The 15,999-nt window shown below is 34.5% G+C and carries 16 protein-coding genes and 4 tRNA genes; 19 read left to right on the top strand and 1 reads right to left on the bottom strand.

The features are described 5' to 3' along the window. The first annotated feature begins 27 nt into the window (after positions 1 to 27). Positions 28 to 1,299 carry a DUF2851 family protein gene (locus JI750_RS00310; RefSeq protein ID WP_201998162.1) on the top strand — a complete coding sequence of 424 codons (1,272 nt, stop codon included), beginning with the start codon at positions 28 to 30 and terminating at the stop codon, positions 1,297 to 1,299. Positions 1,300 to 1,362: 63 nt separating this feature from the next. Beyond that, positions 1,363 to 1,590 (top strand): PspC domain-containing protein, encoded by a 228-nt coding sequence (locus JI750_RS00305; RefSeq protein ID WP_201998160.1) that lies wholly within the window; start codon positions 1,363 to 1,365, stop codon positions 1,588 to 1,590. A 50-nt stretch (positions 1,591 to 1,640) separates the two neighbouring features. Here the strand turns inward: JI750_RS00305 and JI750_RS00300 are convergent, their stop codons facing one another. Continuing rightward, positions 1,641 to 3,107: an APC family permease gene (locus JI750_RS00300; protein ID WP_201998158.1), complete on the bottom strand. Its 1,467-nt coding sequence runs from the start codon at positions 3,105 to 3,107 to the stop codon at positions 1,641 to 1,643. A 263-nt stretch (positions 3,108 to 3,370) separates the two neighbouring features. Here JI750_RS00300 and JI750_RS00295 point away from each other — a divergent pair, with 263 nt between their 5' ends. From JI750_RS00295 to rpoB, 17 genes are all read left to right on the top strand, one after another. After that, positions 3,371 to 4,258 carry a ComEA family DNA-binding protein gene (locus JI750_RS00295; RefSeq protein ID WP_201998156.1) on the top strand — a complete coding sequence of 296 codons (888 nt, stop codon included), beginning with the start codon at positions 3,371 to 3,373 and terminating at the stop codon, positions 4,256 to 4,258. A 13-nt stretch (positions 4,259 to 4,271) separates the two neighbouring features. After that, positions 4,272 to 5,414: an acyl-CoA dehydrogenase family protein gene (locus tag JI750_RS00290; RefSeq protein ID WP_201998154.1), complete on the top strand. Its 1,143-nt coding sequence runs from the start codon at positions 4,272 to 4,274 to the stop codon at positions 5,412 to 5,414. Between the two features lie 143 nt (positions 5,415 to 5,557). Next, positions 5,558 to 5,752, top strand: coding sequence for a 30S ribosomal protein S21 (rpsU, locus tag JI750_RS00285; RefSeq protein ID WP_026730435.1), 195 nt, complete (start codon positions 5,558 to 5,560; stop codon positions 5,750 to 5,752). Between the two features lie 89 nt (positions 5,753 to 5,841). Then, positions 5,842 to 6,735: a tyrosine-type recombinase/integrase gene (locus tag JI750_RS00280; protein ID WP_201998152.1), complete on the top strand. Its 894-nt coding sequence runs from the start codon at positions 5,842 to 5,844 to the stop codon at positions 6,733 to 6,735. A 32-nt stretch (positions 6,736 to 6,767) separates the two neighbouring features. Beyond that, positions 6,768 to 7,070 (top strand): ribosome hibernation-promoting factor, HPF/YfiA family, encoded by a 303-nt coding sequence (gene hpf, locus JI750_RS00275; RefSeq protein WP_008466930.1) that lies wholly within the window; start codon positions 6,768 to 6,770, stop codon positions 7,068 to 7,070. A 90-nt stretch (positions 7,071 to 7,160) separates the two neighbouring features. Beyond that, a tRNA-Thr gene (locus JI750_RS00270) sits at positions 7,161 to 7,234 on the top strand. A gap of 59 nt (positions 7,235 to 7,293) precedes the next feature. After that, positions 7,294 to 7,374: transfer RNA gene (locus JI750_RS00265), tRNA-Tyr, on the top strand. 83 nt (positions 7,375 to 7,457) lie between these two features. Continuing rightward, positions 7,458 to 7,529: transfer RNA gene (locus JI750_RS00260), tRNA-Thr, on the top strand. Between the two features lie 55 nt (positions 7,530 to 7,584). Next, positions 7,585 to 8,772 carry an elongation factor Tu gene (gene tuf / locus JI750_RS00255; RefSeq protein WP_111364131.1) on the top strand — a complete coding sequence of 396 codons (1,188 nt, stop codon included), beginning with the start codon at positions 7,585 to 7,587 and terminating at the stop codon, positions 8,770 to 8,772. Positions 8,773 to 8,827: 55 nt separating this feature from the next. Next, positions 8,828 to 8,898 (top strand) — tRNA-Trp (locus tag JI750_RS00250). Between the two features lie 18 nt (positions 8,899 to 8,916). After that, positions 8,917 to 9,114, top strand: a complete 198-nt coding sequence (gene secE / locus JI750_RS00245; RefSeq protein WP_008466927.1) for a preprotein translocase subunit SecE — start codon at positions 8,917 to 8,919, stop codon at positions 9,112 to 9,114. Positions 9,115 to 9,124: 10 nt separating this feature from the next. Next, positions 9,125 to 9,676 carry a transcription termination/antitermination protein NusG gene (gene nusG / locus JI750_RS00240; protein ID WP_008466925.1) on the top strand — a complete coding sequence of 184 codons (552 nt, stop codon included), beginning with the start codon at positions 9,125 to 9,127 and terminating at the stop codon, positions 9,674 to 9,676. 67 nt (positions 9,677 to 9,743) lie between these two features. After that, the gene (rplK, locus tag JI750_RS00235) at positions 9,744 to 10,181 is read left to right on the top strand and encodes a 50S ribosomal protein L11 (RefSeq protein ID WP_008466923.1); all 438 of its coding nucleotides are present in this window, start codon (positions 9,744 to 9,746) and stop codon (positions 10,179 to 10,181) included. A 13-nt stretch (positions 10,182 to 10,194) separates the two neighbouring features. Next, the gene (gene rplA, locus JI750_RS00230; RefSeq protein WP_025572415.1) at positions 10,195 to 10,884 is read left to right on the top strand and encodes a 50S ribosomal protein L1; all 690 of its coding nucleotides are present in this window, start codon (positions 10,195 to 10,197) and stop codon (positions 10,882 to 10,884) included. A gap of 22 nt (positions 10,885 to 10,906) precedes the next feature. Then, positions 10,907 to 11,410, top strand: coding sequence for a 50S ribosomal protein L10 (gene rplJ / locus JI750_RS00225; RefSeq protein ID WP_091492767.1), 504 nt, complete (start codon positions 10,907 to 10,909; stop codon positions 11,408 to 11,410). Between the two features lie 92 nt (positions 11,411 to 11,502). Next, a complete protein-coding gene (gene rplL, locus JI750_RS00220) occupies positions 11,503 to 11,874 on the top strand; it encodes a 50S ribosomal protein L7/L12 (protein ID WP_008466917.1) in 372 nt (123 codons plus the stop codon). 267 nt (positions 11,875 to 12,141) lie between these two features. Continuing rightward, positions 12,142 to 15,954, top strand: coding sequence for a DNA-directed RNA polymerase subunit beta (rpoB, locus tag JI750_RS00215; RefSeq protein ID WP_201998150.1), 3,813 nt, complete (start codon positions 12,142 to 12,144; stop codon positions 15,952 to 15,954). The last annotated feature ends 45 nt before the right edge of the window (positions 15,955 to 15,999 follow it).

The following is a 15,999-nucleotide window of genomic DNA, read 5'->3' as shown; positions in this document are numbered from 1 at the left end:
TTTTGTAATTACACTATAGAATCTAAAATGAAAGAAGACTTTCTGCATTATCTCTGGAAATTCAAGAAGTTTGATGCCTTGAATTTAAAATCTGTCCAAGGTGAATTAATTACTATTCTTAAAACTGGTGATTATCTAGAACTTTCTGGACCAGATTTTTTTAATGCACATATCGAAATTGGAAATCAAAAATGGGCGGGTAATATAGAGATTCATTTAAAATCTTCAGATTGGTATTTGCATAATCACGAAAAAGATCCAGCTTATAAAAATGTTATCCTTCATGTAGTTTGGGAGAATGACACAGCTATTTTTAGAGAAAACAATACTGAAATCCCGGTTTTAGTTCTCAAAGATTATGTGTCAAAAGAAATAATCGAAAATTATAATGCATTATTTGCTCCAAAAACATGGATTTCTTGCGAAAGACAATTAAAAGAAATTGATGGGTTTATATTTAAAAACTGGCAGGAAAGATTATTTTTTGAGCGGTTAGAACGAAAATCAAAGTTTGTTTATCAATTACTGGAAGAAACTGGTCAAGATTGGGAGGCAGTCTTATTTTGTCTTTTAGCAAAGAATTTTGGATTAAACACCAATGGAGATTCTTTTTTACAAATTTCTAAGGCAATTCCGTTTTCGATAATTAGAAAAGAAAGTTTTGAAGCTGAAAATTTAGAAGCGCTGCTTTTTGGTGTTGCTGGATTGTTAGAAGCAGAAAAAGAAGATGTTTATTATAAAGATCTCAAGTTTCGTTATTTTTATCTACTGCATAAATATCAAATAGAAAAAACATATATAGAACCTCTTCAGTTTTTTAAACTTCGCCCAGATAATTTTCCAACAATTAGACTCTCTCAGTTAGGGGCTTTATACCATAAACATCAAAATTTGTTTTCTAAGATTATCGAATTAAAATCAGTAGATGATGTATATCGTTTGCTGAGTGTGTCTGCGAGCTCATATTGGCAAGATCATTATCAATTTGACAAAGAGAGCCCGAAGAAGTCTAAAACGCTTTCTAAATCATTTATAGATCTCCTGATTATAAATACGATTATTCCGCTTCAATTTACTTATTCCAATATTATTGGAGAATCAATTTCAGAAAATTTAATTGATTTTGTAAATGAAGTGGCTTCAGAAAAAAATGCCATTATAGACAAGTTTAATTCGTTTGGAATCAATTCAAAAACAGCATTTGAAAGTCAGACATTATTAGAGCTTAAAAATGAATATTGTGAGCGTAAGGCTTGCCTAAAATGTGCTATCGGATTAGAGTTGCTTAAAAATAATTAGCGAATTAGAAAATTTGATAATTAGATAATTGTTATTTTTGTAAATCTAAAATCAAAAAAAGAAATGTCAGCAATTTTAAAACTTAAATTCTTTTTTGAAAAATATGGTTTTCATGTTTCTTCAAGACTAGCAGATAAACTCGGAATGCGTGTAACGAGTGTGCGTTTGTTTTTTATCTACATCTCTTTTGTTACAGTCGGTTTAGGATTTGGAGTTTATTTAACTCTCGCTTTCTGGATTAGGCTAAAAGATTTAATTCGCTCAAAAAGAACGTCAGTATTTGATTTATAAAAAAAGCTCCAAATGTAAATTTGGAGCTTTTTTTTATAAAGTTGTATTTGTTATTCTTCTGTAGTATTGTTAAGTCTAGATCTTTTCTTGCTATATCCAAAATATACAATTATACCAAGAAGTAGCCATCCAAAAGATAATAACTGTGCATCTTTACTTAAATTAAAAATTAAATAAGAATTGATTGCAATTCCTAATACCGCAATAATTGGTAAAGCAGGAACTTTAAATGTTCTGGTTAATCCTGGTTGTTTTACTCTTAAAATCCAAACTGCGATACAAACCATTGTAAAGGCAAACAAAGTGCCAAAACTTGTCATATCAGCCAATTTGTTGATTGGTGTAAAAGCAGCAACAGTTGCGATAATAACTCCAAGAATCATTAAGTTTGTTTTTGGCGTTCCAGAAATAGGGTTTACTTTAGAGAAAACTTGCGGAATTAAACCATCTTTAGACATTCCAAGGAAAATTCTGGATTGCCCCATGATCATTACCATTAATACAGAAATCAAACCAATAGTTGCGGCAACAGTAATAATAGAACCAGCCCAGCCTTGTCCTGCAATATCAAAAGCATAAGCAACAGGAGCTTTGATAGCTTCAGGATATTTTCCTAGTGGATTAAAGTCTTGGTAATTCATCATTCCTGTTAATACTAAAGAAACAAGAATGTATAAGGTAGTACAGATTAATAAAGAAGCGATAATTGCAAAAGGAACATCTTTTTTAGGATTGATAGCTTCTCCAGCTTGTGTAGAAACGGCATCAAAACCAACATAAGCAAAGAAAATAGCTGCGGCTCCAGAGATAATACCTCCAATTCCGTAAGCATTATGAGTAGTTTCTTTTTCAACAATCTGAGTTGCTTCAGGAATAAATGGGCTCCAGTTTGCAGTATTAATAAAGAAAAGACCGGCAATAATTACAAAGATTACAGCAGATACTTTAAGAATAACAATTGCGTTATTTGCTTTAGCAGCACTTTTTGTTCCTTTAATAAGTAATGAAATAACTAAGATAACGATCAAGAAAGCTGGAAGATTCATAGAAAAACCTTCTCCTGTGTAGCTTGCAGGATCTGTAGTTAGCCAATCAGGAAGGTGAATGTGAAATATTTTGAGCAATTTATTAAAGTATCCGGACCAAGAAACTGCTACAGTCATCGATCCCATTGCATACTCGAGAATTAGTCCCCATCCAATTATCCAAGCAAAGACTTCTCCAATTGTACCGTAAGCATATGCATAAGCAGATCCTTCAACAGGTAAAATAGAAGCAAATTCAGAATAGCAAAGAGCTGCAAATACACACGCAATACCTGCGATGATAAACGAAATTGCTAATGCTGGACCTGCATGATAATAAGCCCCAGTACCTGTAAGTACAAAAATTCCCCCACCGATAATGGCACCAACACCAATGGCAGTAAGACTCCATTTTCCTAGGACTCTCTTTAAATCACTCTTTTTCATATCGGCCTCAAAGGCTGATATAGGTTTAACTCTCCAAATTGACATATTATTTTATTGGTTTATTTGTTATTAAGTGCCAAATGTATTGTTTTTTGTAAAAAATAAAAACAATTATCATGTTTTAAGTTATAAAATCTTTGTTTTTTTTACAGTACTCGTAAGAAAGATTCTCTAAGTATTGACATTCATTAAATTAATTGGACTTTTATAAGAGATTCGATAATTTTTTAAAAGTTACTTTTCTTACTAATTTTCTTAATAAATTTGAAAGATTTTTCTTAAGTTATTCTTCGAAAGTAATTTTATTTATGAATTTTAAGTCTTTAAACAAGTATTTTCATTTTACTAAACAGCAACGGATAGGTGTTTTTATGCTCTTCATTATTATGATAGGGTTGCAACTGTTTTATTATTTATCCGATTTTAATATTTCAGAAAGTAAAAGTTCTGAAAAAGAGCAATGGCTTGCTCTACAGTCAGAAATCGATCAGAAAAAGCTAGATGATAAAAAGGCAAGCCCTATTAATTATCTTTTCAACCCTAATTTTATTTCTGATTATAAAGGATACAAGCTCGGGATGTCTGTGGAAGAAATAGATCGCTTAATGGCATTTCGCAAAGAAAATAAATATGTAAATTCGGCTGAAGAGTTTCAGGCAGTTACTGGAGTCTCGGATTCTTTGTTAAAGGAAATTTCTCCTTTGTTTAAATTTCCAGATTGGAAGCAGAATAAAAAGAACTATAATGTGGAGAAAAAAGAATTCGTTGTAAAAAGCTTTCCGAAAAAAGAAAAGTTAGAAATAAAAAATATTAATGAGGCAACACAAGAAGATTTGATGAAAATTTACGGAATAGGAGAAGGGTTGTCCTCGAGAATCTTGAAGCAGAAAGAAATCGTTGGATCATTTGTGTCAATGGAGCAGATGAAAGATATTTGGGGACTTTCGCCAGAAGTTATAAATGAGCTAAATAGTCATTTTAAAGCTGTAATTCCTTCAACTTTGAAGAAAATAAACGTAAATGAAGCATCATTAAAAGAATTAGCTCAATTTTCGTACTTTAAACATGGGCTCGCAAAACAAATTGTAACGTATAGAAGTATGAATGGAAATTTTAATAATATTGAGGATTTAGCAAAAATTAAAGATTTTCCTGTTGAAAAAGCAAAAATAATTAGTTTATATTTGGAGTTCTAAAAGAAACTAACTCATGAACTTTGATTACAACGAAACGCAAATAATGATTGCACAGTCTATAAAAGACTTTGCAGAAAAAAATATTAGACCTTATATAATGGAATGGGACGAAAAGCAAATTTTCCCAATACAATTATTTAAGCAACTTGGAGAGATGGGCTTCATGGGAGTTTTGGTTCCAGAAGAATATGGAGGTTCAGGTTTAGGTTATCATGAATACATTACAGTTATAGAAGAAATTTCAAAAGTAGATCCTTCAATAGGGTTGTCAGTTGCGGCGCATAATTCTTTATGTACGAATCATATTTTAACTTTTGGAAATGAAGAGCAAAAGAAAAAATGGCTTCCAAAATTGGCTACAGCCGAATATATAGGTGCATGGGGACTTACAGAACATAATACAGGATCAGATGCAGGGGGAATGAATACAACTGCAGTTAAAGACGGCGATCATTGGATTGTAAATGGTGCAAAAAACTTTATTACGCATGGTATATCTGGAGATGTTGCTGTTGTAATTGTTCGTACTGGAGAAAAAGGCGATTCTAGAGGAATGACAGCATTTGTGTTTGAAAAGGGCATGAAAGGTTTTTCATCTGGTAAAAAAGAAAATAAATTAGGAATGAGAGCAAGCGAAACAGCTGAATTAGTTTTTGATGGCTGTCGTGTTCCTGATGCAAATAGATTAGGGGAGGTTGGTGAAGGTTTTGTTCAGGCTATGAAAATTCTTGATGGTGGAAGAATCTCTATCGGAGCTCTATCTTTGGGTATTGCAAAAGGTGCGTATGAAGCTGCGTTAAAGTATTCAAAAGAAAGGCATCAATTTGGGCAGCCAATTAGTAATTTCCAAGGAATTTCTTTTAAGTTGGCAGATATGGCAACAGAAATCGAAGCTTCGGAATTGTTGCTTCATAAAGCGGCATACTTAAAACAACAGCATAAACCAGTAACTACATCTGGGGCTATGGCTAAGATGTATGCATCAGAAGCGTGTGTGAAAATTGCAAATGATGCAGTTCAGATTCATGGAGGTTATGGTTATACTAAAGATTTTCCAGTAGAAAAATTCTATAGAGACTCTAAATTGTGTACTATAGGCGAAGGGACAACTGAAATTCAAAAATTGGTTATTTCCAGAAATTTGTTGAAAGAATAGTGTTTTAAAAGGCAAATGAAGGGGGTGAAATGATTTTTCTTTCCGATTTCAAGTCTTGATTGAAAAATAATTCAAAATTTATAACTCATAATTCATAATTAATATATACATTTGCAGCCTTAACGAGAGGAGGTGTCTATATTATGTTAATTATACCAATTAAAGACGGAGAAAATATCGATAGAGCATTAAAGCGCTATAAAAGAAAATTTGATAAAACAGGAACTGTTCGTCAATTAAGAGCACGTACTGCTTTTATTAAGCCTTCTGTTATCAAAAGAGCTCAAATCCAAAAAGCGGCTTACATTCAAGGCTTGAAAGATAGTTTAGAAAGTTAATATCAGCTTTTAGAAAATAATTACCGTTAGTGGTCAAAATGTTTTAATTTTGATACTAACGGTTTTTTTGTGCTTAATTTTTAGATTTTATGAAAACGAATAAAGAAGCTTTTTTGGATTATCTTTTATTGGAAAAAAAATATTCTCAACATACGGTTGAAGCTTATTTGAGTGATGTGGCTTCTTTTGAGGTTTTTGTGAAGGAATCTTTTGATCAGGAAAGTATTGATTTGGTAAGTTATAGTCTGGTTAGAAGCTGGATTGTTTTTTTGGTTGATCAGAATATTTCAAATGTTTCCATTAATAGGAAGATGGCTTCTTTGAAAGCTTTTTATAGATTTCTTTTGAAGATTAAATGTATAGAAGTTAATCCTATGCTGAAGCATAAATCTTTAAAGACTCCGAAAACTGTTCAGGTTCCTTTTTCGGAAAAAGAATTGAAAGATTTGCTTGCTGTGATAGATGTTTCTATTGACTTTGAAGGTGTTCGGGATAGGCTTGTCGTTGAAATGTTTTATGTTACAGGAATGCGTCGGGCTGAATTGATTCATTTGATGGTTAAAAATGTTGATCTTTCAAGTAATACAATTAAAGTTTTAGGGAAAAGAAATAAAGAGCGTATTATTCCTATTTTGCCAATTATTGCAGGTCAAATTGATTCATATATAAAGGAGCGCGATGGTTTGGAAAGTTTGATTGATTCGGACTATTTTTTTGTTTCGAAAAAAGGGTTAAAATTGAGCGAATCTTTTGTTTATCGTTTAATAAATTCATACTTTAGTAGGGTCTCAGAAAAGGTAAAAAAAAGTCCGCATGTGCTTCGTCATACTTTTGCAACACATCTTTTAAATAATGGGGCAGATTTGAATTCAGTTAAAGAGTTGCTAGGGCATTCTAGTTTGGCATCTACGCAGGTTTATACTCATAATAGTTTGGCGGAACTTAAAAAAGTGTATAAAGATGCGCATCCTAGAAATAAATAGTAGTTCTAAATGTTAATCCTAAATTTTTTATTATGAAGGTAGATGTTCATGCAGTTAATTTTACTGTCGACAGAAAATTGGTCGATTTTATCCAAGAAAGAATGGGTAAGCTAGAGAAATACTACGATCGTGTGGTCTCATCAGATGTTTTTTTAAAAGTAGAAAGAACAAGTGATAAGGAGAATAAGGTGGTGGAGATAAAGATTAATGTTCCTGGTGATGATTTTTTGGTAAAAAAACAGTGTAAAACATTTGAAGAAGCGGTTGAGCTTTCTGCAGAGTCGTTAGAACGTTTGCTTGTAAAAAGGAAGGAAAAAATAAGAGCGCACATTTAATTGAAATTTTTTTTAAAAAATGTTTTGATTAAAAGATAAAATAGCTACATTTGCAGTCCGTTAGAAATAGCGGACTTTTTTAATGCATTCGCCGATGTAGCTCAGCTGGCTAGAGCAGCTGATTTGTAATCAGCAGGTCGTGGGTTCGAGTCCCTCTATCGGCTCAATAAATTTCAAATGCGATTTGAAATTGGTTCTTTAAGATAATGAGATTTTAAAATTAGGGGAGATACTCAAGCGGCCAACGAGGGCAGACTGTAAATCTGCTGTGTGAACTTCGCAGGTTCGAATCCTGCTCTCCCCACAAATAAAAGAGGTTAAGGTTTTGGGTTTTAGGTTTTTAAAAATCTGGAATCTAAATTCAGAAATCTAAAATAAGAACTCTCTGCCGGTGTAGCTCAGGGGTAGAGTGCTTCCTTGGTAAGGAAGAGGTCTCGGGTTCAAATCCCGACATTGGCTCAAGTAAGTAGGAAATTGAAAATTAATATATAACTAAGATTAAAAATTAAGTAAAATGGCAAAGGAGAATTTTAATCGTTCCAAACCGCACTTAAACATAGGTACAATTGGACACGTAGATCACGGAAAAACTACATTAACTGCTGCAATTACAAAAGTATTGTCAGATGCTGGTTACTGTCAAGCAAAATCGTTTGATCAAATCGATAACGCTCCAGAGGAGAAAGAAAGAGGTATTACTATTAATACATCACACGTAGAGTACGAAACTGCTAACCGTCACTACGCTCACGTTGACTGTCCAGGTCACGCGGATTACGTAAAGAACATGGTTACTGGTGCTGCTCAAATGGACGGAGCTATCTTAGTAGTTGCTGCTACAGATGGTCCAATGCCACAAACTCGTGAGCACATCCTTTTAGGACGTCAGGTTGGTATTCCAAGAATCGTTGTTTTCATGAACAAAGTGGATATGGTTGATGATGCTGAGTTATTAGAGCTTGTTGAAATGGAAATTAGAGATTTATTATCTTTCTACGAATATGATGGAGATAATGGTCCTGTAGTTCAAGGTTCTGCTTTAGGAGGATTAAACAATGATCCAAACTGGGTACCTAAAATTATCGAATTAATGGAAGCTGTTGACAACTGGATCGAAGAGCCAGTACGTGACGTTGCTAAACCATTCTTGATGCCAGTTGAGGACGTATTTACAATTACAGGTCGTGGAACTGTTGCTACAGGTCGTATCGAAACTGGAGTTGCTAACACTGGAGATCCTGTTGAAATCATTGGTATGGGAGCTGAAAAATTAACTTCTACTATTACAGGAGTTGAGATGTTCCGTAAAATCCTTGATAGAGGTGAAGCTGGAGATAACGTAGGTTTATTGTTAAGAGGTATTGATAAAGCTGATATCAAAAGAGGTATGGTTATTATTAAGCCAGGTTCAGTAAAACCACACTCTAAATTTAAAGCTGAGGTTTATATCTTGAAAAAAGAAGAAGGTGGACGTCATACTCCATTCCACAATAACTACCGTCCACAGTTCTACGTACGTACAACTGACGTAACAGGAGTTATTTCTTTACCAGCAGGTGTAGAGATGGTAATGCCAGGTGATAACTTAACTATTGAGGTTGCTTTATTAAGCCCAATCGCTATGAACGTAGGTTTACGTTTTGCTATCCGTGAAGGTGGTAGAACAGTTGGTGCTGGTCAGGTTACTGAAATCGTAGAGTAATTCTATAAATAAATAAAAGCCAGTGATTTCTTATTTGAAATCACTGGCTTTAATTACGGGCGTAGTTCAAGGGTAGAATAGCGGTCTCCAAAACCGTTGATGGGGGTTCGAATCCCTCCGCCCGTGCAATAAAAAATATATCAAATGACAAAAGTTACTAATTATTTATCAGAGGCTTTCGAAGAGTTAAAGTCAAATGTTACTTGGCCAGCTTGGGCTGAAGTTCAAAAATTGACAATTGTTGTGGCTGTATTTTCGATTTTATTCGCTTTGGCAACATGGGGAGTAGACGAATTTTTTGCAAAAGCTTTGGCTGGATTTTTTAACTGGTTAAAAGGATAATTTTTTTGTGATGGCAGATAATAATGTGAAAAAATGGTACGTAGTTAGAGCAGTTAGTGGTCAAGAGAATAAAGTGAAAGCTTATATCGAGACTGAAATTGCGAGATTAGGTATGGAGGATTATGTTTCTCAAGTTTTGGTTCCTACTGAAAAAGTAGTTACTGTAAAAGATGGGAAAAAATCATCTAAGGATAAAGTTTACTTTCCTGGATATGTTATGATTGAAGCTAACTTGGTTGGTGAAATCCCTCATATTATTAAGTCAATTACTAGTGTTATTGGATTTTTGGGAGAAACTAAAGGAGGGGAACCTGTGCCTTTAAGACTTTCTGAAGTAAACCGTATGTTAGGTAAAGTGGATGAATTGGCTGTTAATACAGATACTCGTTCTATTCCATTTAGTGTTGGTGAAACGGTTAAGGTTATTGATGGACCTTTCAATGGATTTAATGGATCTGTTGAGAAAATCAATGAAGAGAAGCGTAAGCTTGAGGTAATGGTTAAGATTTTCGGAAGAAAAACTCCATTGGAATTAAGCTTTATGCAAGTAGAAAAAGTATAATTTTTTGTTACACTATAATAAACCATTGTAATCGCTTCCATTGATTACAGTGTTAAATTTTTTAAAAATGGCTAAAGAAATTAGTAAGGTAGTTAAACTACAAGTTAAGGGAGGTGCTGCGAACCCGTCGCCACCGGTTGGACCTGCTTTAGGAGCTGCTGGGGTTAATATCATGGAGTTTTGTAAGCAATTTAATGCTAGAACTCAAGATAAACCTGGCAAAATTTGTCCAGTGCAAATCACTGTGTACAAAGACAAATCATTTGATTTTGTTGTTAAGACTCCTCCAGCAGCAGTTCAGTTAATGGAAGCTGCAAAGCTAAAATCTGGTTCTGGTGAGCCTAATCGTAAAAAAGTAGCTAGCGTTACTTGGGAACAAATTAGAACTATTGCTGAAGACAAAATGCCTGACTTAAATGCTTTCACAATCGAGAAAGCTATGAGTATGGTTGCTGGAACGGCTAGATCTATGGGTATAACTGTATCAGGAGATGCTCCTTTTTAATTAAGAAAAAGAAATGGCAAAATTAACAAAAAAGCAAAAAGAGGCTGCTTCAAAAATTGAAAAGAACAAATTATACTCTTTAAAAGATGCTGCTGCATTAATTAAAGTTGTTGCTTCTGCAAAATTTGATGAGTCTGTTGATATCGCAGTTCGTTTGGGTGTTGATCCAAGAAAAGCGAATCAAATGGTTAGAGGTGTAGTTACTTTACCTCACGGAACAGGAAAAGACGTTAAAGTATTAGCATTGGTTACTCCAGACAAAGAAGCGGAAGCTAGAGAAGCAGGAGCAGATCACGTTGGTCTTGACGATTACTTACAAAAAATTAAAGACGGTTGGACAGATGTTGATGTGATCATTACTATGCCAGCTGTTATGGGTAAATTAGGTCCATTAGGTCGTATTTTAGGACCTAGAGGTTTAATGCCAAACCCTAAAACAGGTACTGTAACTATGGATGTTGCTAAAGCTGTTCAAGAAGTTAAAGCTGGTAAAATTGACTTTAAAGTTGATAAAACTGGTATCGTACACGCAGGAATCGGTAAAGTTTCTTTTGGAGCTGAGCAGATTGTTGACAACGCACACGAAATTATTCAAACATTAATAAAACTTAAACCAACTGCTGCTAAAGGTACATACATTAAAGGTATTCACCTTACAAGCACAATGAGTCCTGCTATCGCATTAGACCCAAAAGCAGTATAATTGGTAGTTAAAAATTTTTAGTATGACTAGAGAAGAAAAATCAATCGCGATTGAAAATTTAACTGCGCAGTTAGCTGGTACAAATATCATTTACATTTCTGATATTTCTGGTTTAAACGCAGAGACAACTTCAAACTTGCGTAGAGCTTGTTTTAAAGCAGGTATCAAATTAGAGGTTGTAAAGAATACTTTGCTTGCAAAAGCAATGGAAGCTTCTGATAATGATTATGGTGATTTACCTACAGTTTTATCAGGTAACAGTGCTATCTTTATTTCTGATGTTGCTAACGCACCTGGAAAAATTATCAAAGATTTCCGTAAGAAATCTGATAAACCAGTTTTAAAAGGAGCTTACATCAATTCTGAAGTATATATTGGGGATAACCAATTAGATGCATTAGCTACAATTAAATCTAAAGAAGAGCTTATTGGAGAAATCATAGGATTATTACAATCTCCAGCTCAAAGAATTATTTCTGCTTTACAAAACAAATTCGCTGGAAGCGAAGAAGAAGGAGCAGAGTAATTATCGTAAGGGAGTTTGCTTCCTTACTGCTTAATTAGCGCACAATAATTAAATTATATTTTTTACACAAATCATTTTAAACGATAGAAAAAATGGCAGATTTGAAACAATTCGCAGAACAATTAGTTAACTTAACAGTTAAAGAAGTTAACGAATTAGCAACAATATTAAAAGATGAGTACGGAATCGAGCCTGCTGCTGCTGCTGTAGTAGTTGCTGCTGGAGGAGGAGACGGTGCTGCTGAAGAAGCACAAACTGAATTTACAGTTGTATTGAAAGATGCAGGAGCTTCTAAATTAGCTGTTGTAAAATTAGTTAAAGAATTAACTGGTTTAGGTCTTAAAGAAGCTAAAGATGTAGTTGACGGTGCACCAAGCAACGTTAAAGAAGGTGTTTCTAAAGAAGAGGCTGAAGGTCTTAAAAAATCTTTAGAAGAGGCTGGAGCTACTGTTGAGCTTAAATAATTAAACTCAGTTTAAGAACTAGGTTTAGGTCTTGAGTTAACACTCAAAGACCTAAACCATTTTTCGTATAATAAAATATATCAAATTTTATTATCCCATAGTTTAAAATACGAAAAAGTTTTTGATCAATACGAAGAAAGAAAATTAGACTTAATTTATAGAATTAATTTTTAAAGATGTATTGATTATAATAAGAAAGTATAGATTAAACAGTGTGTTCATACACAAAAATAAATTACTTTTTTTTAATCAAAATTTTGTCCATTGATGATAACAAATCAGACTGAAAGATTGAATTTTGCCTCTACAAAAAATATCCCTGACTATCCAGATTTCTTAGATGTTCAGGTTAAATCTTTTAAAGATTTCTTTCAATTAGAAACGAAATCTGACGAAAGAGGCAACGAAGGGTTATACAATACCTTCATGGAAAACTTCCCAATTACAGATACAAGAAACAACTTTGTATTGGAATTCCTAGATTATTTTGTTGATCCGCCACGTTATACAATTCAAGAATGTATAGAGAGAGGTCTTACTTATAGTGTGCCTTTAAAAGCTAGGTTAAAACTATACTGTACAGATCCAGAACATGAAGATTTTGAAACTATTGTACAAGATGTTTATCTTGGAACAATTCCTTACATGACTCCTAGTGGTACTTTTGTTATTAATGGTGCCGAGCGTGTTGTAGTATCTCAATTACACCGTTCTCCAGGGGTTTTCTTTGGACAGTCATTCCATGCAAATGGAACTAAACTTTATTCTGCGAGAGTAATTCCTTTTAAAGGATCTTGGATAGAATTCTCTACTGATATTAACAGCGTAATGTACGCGTATATCGATAGAAAGAAAAAATTACCTGTAACGACTTTATTCCGTGCTATCGGTTTCGAAAGAGATAAGGATATCCTTGAGATTTTCGACTTAGCTGAAGAAATTAAAGTATCTAAAACAGGAATTAAGAAATATATTGGAAGAAGACTTGCTGCGCGTGTATTGAACACATGGCACGAGGATTTCGTAGATGAGGATACTGGAGAGGTAGTTTCTATCGAACGTAACGAAATCATCCTTGATCGTGATACTATTATCGACAAAGATAATGTTGAAGAGATCATTGATTCTAACGTAAAATCTATTTTGTTACACAAAGAGGATAACAATCAAGCAGATTATGCTATTATCCACAACACGTTACAAAAAGATCCAACAAACTCTGAAAAAGAAGCTGTAGAGCACATTTACCGTCAGTTGCGTAACGCTGAACCGCCTGATGAGGAAACTGCTCGTGGTATTATAGATAAATTGTTCTTCTCTGATCAACGTTATAACTTAGGTGAAGTTGGTCGTTACAGAATGAACAAAAAATTGAATTTAGATATCCCTATGGATAAGCAAGTGCTTACCAAAGAAGATATTATTACAATTGTAAAATACTTGATCGAATTGATTAACTCTAAAGCAGAGATTGATGATATTGATCACTTGTCAAACCGTCGTGTTAGAACAGTTGGTGAACAATTGTCTCAACAATTCGGTGTTGGTTTAGCACGTATGGCTAGAACTATTCGTGAGAGAATGAACGTTAGAGATAACGAGGTGTTTACACCAATTGATTTGATCAATGCTAAAACATTATCATCAGTTATCAACTCTTTCTTTGGTACTAACCAGTTATCTCAATTTATGGATCAAACGAATCCATTAGCTGAGATTACACACAAAAGAAGACTTTCTGCACTTGGACCAGGTGGACTTTCGAGAGAAAGAGCTGGTTTCGAGGTTCGTGACGTTCACTATACTCACTATGGTCGTTTATGTCCGATTGAAACTCCTGAGGGACCAAACATTGGTTTGATTTCATCTCTTGGTGTTTATGCAAAAGTAAACGGAATGGGATTCATCGAAACTCCATATCGTAAAGTAACAAATGGTGTAGTTGATTTAGAAAGTACTCCAGTTTACTTAAGTGCTGAAGAAGAAGAAGGTAAAATGATTGCTCAGGCAAACATTGAAATGGATGCTACAGGTAAAATTACAGCAAGCAATGTTATTGCTCGTGAGGAAGGAGACTTCCCGGTTGTTGAGCCATCAGTAGTTCATTATACAGACGTTGCTCCTAACCAGATCGCTTCGATTTCTGCATCTTTGATTCCTTTCTTGGAGCATGATGATGCGAACCGTGCGTTGATGGGATCTAACATGATGCGTCAGGCAGTTCCTTTGATCCGTCCGGAAGCACCGATTGTTGGTACAGGTTTAGAGCGTCAGGTAGCTTCAGATTCAAGAGTATTGATCAATGCTGAAGGGCACGGAACTGTTGAATATGTTGATGCTAATATCATTACTATTAAATACGATCGTACAGAAGACGAGAGAATGGTTAGTTTTGATGCTGATGAGAAAACATACAATCTTATTAAATTTAGAAAAACCAATCAAGGTACGAGTATCAACTTGAAGCCTATTGTAAGAAGAGGTGACAGAGTTGCTCCTGGACAGGTATTGTCTGAAGGATATGCTACTCAAAATGGTGAATTAGCTTTAGGTAGAAACTTAAAAGTTGCCTTCATGCCATGGAAAGGGTATAACTTCGAGGATGCGATTGTAATTTCTGAAAAAGTAGTTCGTGATGATATTTTTACTTCTATCCACGTTGATGATTATTCATTAGAGGTTAGAGATACTAAGTTAGGAAACGAAGAGTTAACAAACGATATTCCTAACGTTTCTGAAGAAGCTACTAAAGATTTAGATGAAAACGGTATGATTAGAATTGGAGCAGAGGTTAAACCTGGCGACATTTTGATCGGAAAAATTACACCAAAAGGAGAATCAGATCCAACTCCAGAGGAGAAATTGCTTCGTGCAATCTTCGGGGATAAAGCAGGTGATGTAAAAGATGCTTCATTAAAAGCTTCTCCATCTTTACATGGTGTAGTTCTTGACAAAAAATTATTTGCAAGAGCCGTAAAAGATAAACGTAAACGTACTCAGGATAAAGATGCTTTAGGCGCTTTAGAAATGGAATTCGAAACTAAATTTGTTGAATTAAAAGACAGATTGGTAGAGAAATTATTCTTGATCGTTAACGGAAAAACATCTCAAGGTGTAATGAATGATTTGGGCGAAGAAGTTTTACCAAAAGGTAAAAAATATACTCAAAAAATGCTTTACGCAGTAGAAGATTTCGCTCACTTAAGCAAAGGTCAATGGGTTGCTGATGATGCTACTAATAAAATGGTTAATGATTTGATTCATAACTATAAAATTAAGCTGAACGACTTACAAGGAGCTTTAAGAAGAGAGAAATTTACTATTACAGTTGGAGATGAGTTACCATCTGGAATCTTGAAATTGGCTAAAATCTACATCGCTAAAAAACGTAAGTTAAAAGTGGGTGATAAAATGGCGGGACGTCACGGTAACAAAGGTATTGTTGCTAGAATCGTTCGTCATGAAGATATGCCTTTCTTAGAAGATGGAACACCAGTAGATATCGTATTGAATCCACTAGGGGTACCTTCACGTATGAACATTGGTCAGATTTATGAGACTGTTCTTGGATGGGCTGGTATGAACTTGGGTAGAAAATTTGCTACTCCAATTTTCGACGGTGCTTCTCTTGACGAGATCAATGCTTTGACTGATGAAGCTAACGTACCACGTTTCGGACATACATATCTTTATGATGGTGGAACTGGAGAGCGTTTTGCACAAAAAGCGACTGTGGGTGTAATTTACATGCTTAAATTAGGACACATGGTTGATGATAAGATGCACGCACGTTCTATCGGACCATACTCATTGATTACGCAACAACCACTTGGAGGTAAGGCTCAATTTGGAGGTCAGCGTTTTGGAGAGATGGAGGTTTGGGCACTTGAGGCTTATGGAGCTTCTAGTACACTACGTGAAATCTTAACTGTTAAGTCTGATGACGTTATTGGTAGAGCTAAAACTTACGAAGCTATCGTTAAGGGTGAAACTATGCCAGAACCAGGTTTACCAGAATCATTCAATGTATTAATGCACGAATTGAAAGGTCTAGGATTAGATCTTCGTTTGGAAGAATAATAAAAGTTTTGGAATCAGTCCCGATTTTTATCGGGACTGATTACT

This window comes from Flavobacterium tagetis (assembly GCF_016735615.1).
GTDB lineage: Bacteria > Bacteroidota > Bacteroidia > Flavobacteriales > Flavobacteriaceae > Flavobacterium > Flavobacterium tagetis.
Note: the sequence above shows the minus strand (reverse complement) of the source record. Positions and strands in the feature narration are given on the sequence as shown.

Bases quoted from the DNA above. Each gene is read 5' to 3' on its own strand.
- JI750_RS00310 (WP_201998162.1), top strand. From the start codon at position 28: ATGAAAGAAGACTTTCTGCATTATCTCTGGAAATTCAAGAAGTTTGAT.
- JI750_RS00305 (WP_201998160.1), top strand. From the start codon at position 1,363: ATGTCAGCAATTTTAAAACTTAAATTCTTTTTTGAAAAATATGGTTTT.
- JI750_RS00300 (WP_201998158.1), bottom strand. From the start codon at position 3,107: ATGTCAATTTGGAGAGTTAAACCTATATCAGCCTTTGAGGCCGATATG.
- JI750_RS00295 (WP_201998156.1), top strand. From the start codon at position 3,371: ATGAATTTTAAGTCTTTAAACAAGTATTTTCATTTTACTAAACAGCAA.
- JI750_RS00290 (WP_201998154.1), top strand. From the start codon at position 4,272: ATGAACTTTGATTACAACGAAACGCAAATAATGATTGCACAGTCTATA.
- rpsU (WP_026730435.1), top strand. From the start codon at position 5,558: ATGTTAATTATACCAATTAAAGACGGAGAAAATATCGATAGAGCATTA.
- JI750_RS00280 (WP_201998152.1), top strand. From the start codon at position 5,842: ATGAAAACGAATAAAGAAGCTTTTTTGGATTATCTTTTATTGGAAAAA.
- hpf (WP_008466930.1), top strand. From the start codon at position 6,768: ATGAAGGTAGATGTTCATGCAGTTAATTTTACTGTCGACAGAAAATTG.
- tuf (WP_111364131.1), top strand. From the start codon at position 7,585: ATGGCAAAGGAGAATTTTAATCGTTCCAAACCGCACTTAAACATAGGT.
- secE (WP_008466927.1), top strand. From the start codon at position 8,917: ATGACAAAAGTTACTAATTATTTATCAGAGGCTTTCGAAGAGTTAAAG.
- nusG (WP_008466925.1), top strand. From the start codon at position 9,125: ATGGCAGATAATAATGTGAAAAAATGGTACGTAGTTAGAGCAGTTAGT.
- rplK (WP_008466923.1), top strand. From the start codon at position 9,744: ATGGCTAAAGAAATTAGTAAGGTAGTTAAACTACAAGTTAAGGGAGGT.
- rplA (WP_025572415.1), top strand. From the start codon at position 10,195: ATGGCAAAATTAACAAAAAAGCAAAAAGAGGCTGCTTCAAAAATTGAA.
- rplJ (WP_091492767.1), top strand. From the start codon at position 10,907: ATGACTAGAGAAGAAAAATCAATCGCGATTGAAAATTTAACTGCGCAG.
- rplL (WP_008466917.1), top strand. From the start codon at position 11,503: ATGGCAGATTTGAAACAATTCGCAGAACAATTAGTTAACTTAACAGTT.
- rpoB (WP_201998150.1), top strand. From the start codon at position 12,142: ATGATAACAAATCAGACTGAAAGATTGAATTTTGCCTCTACAAAAAAT.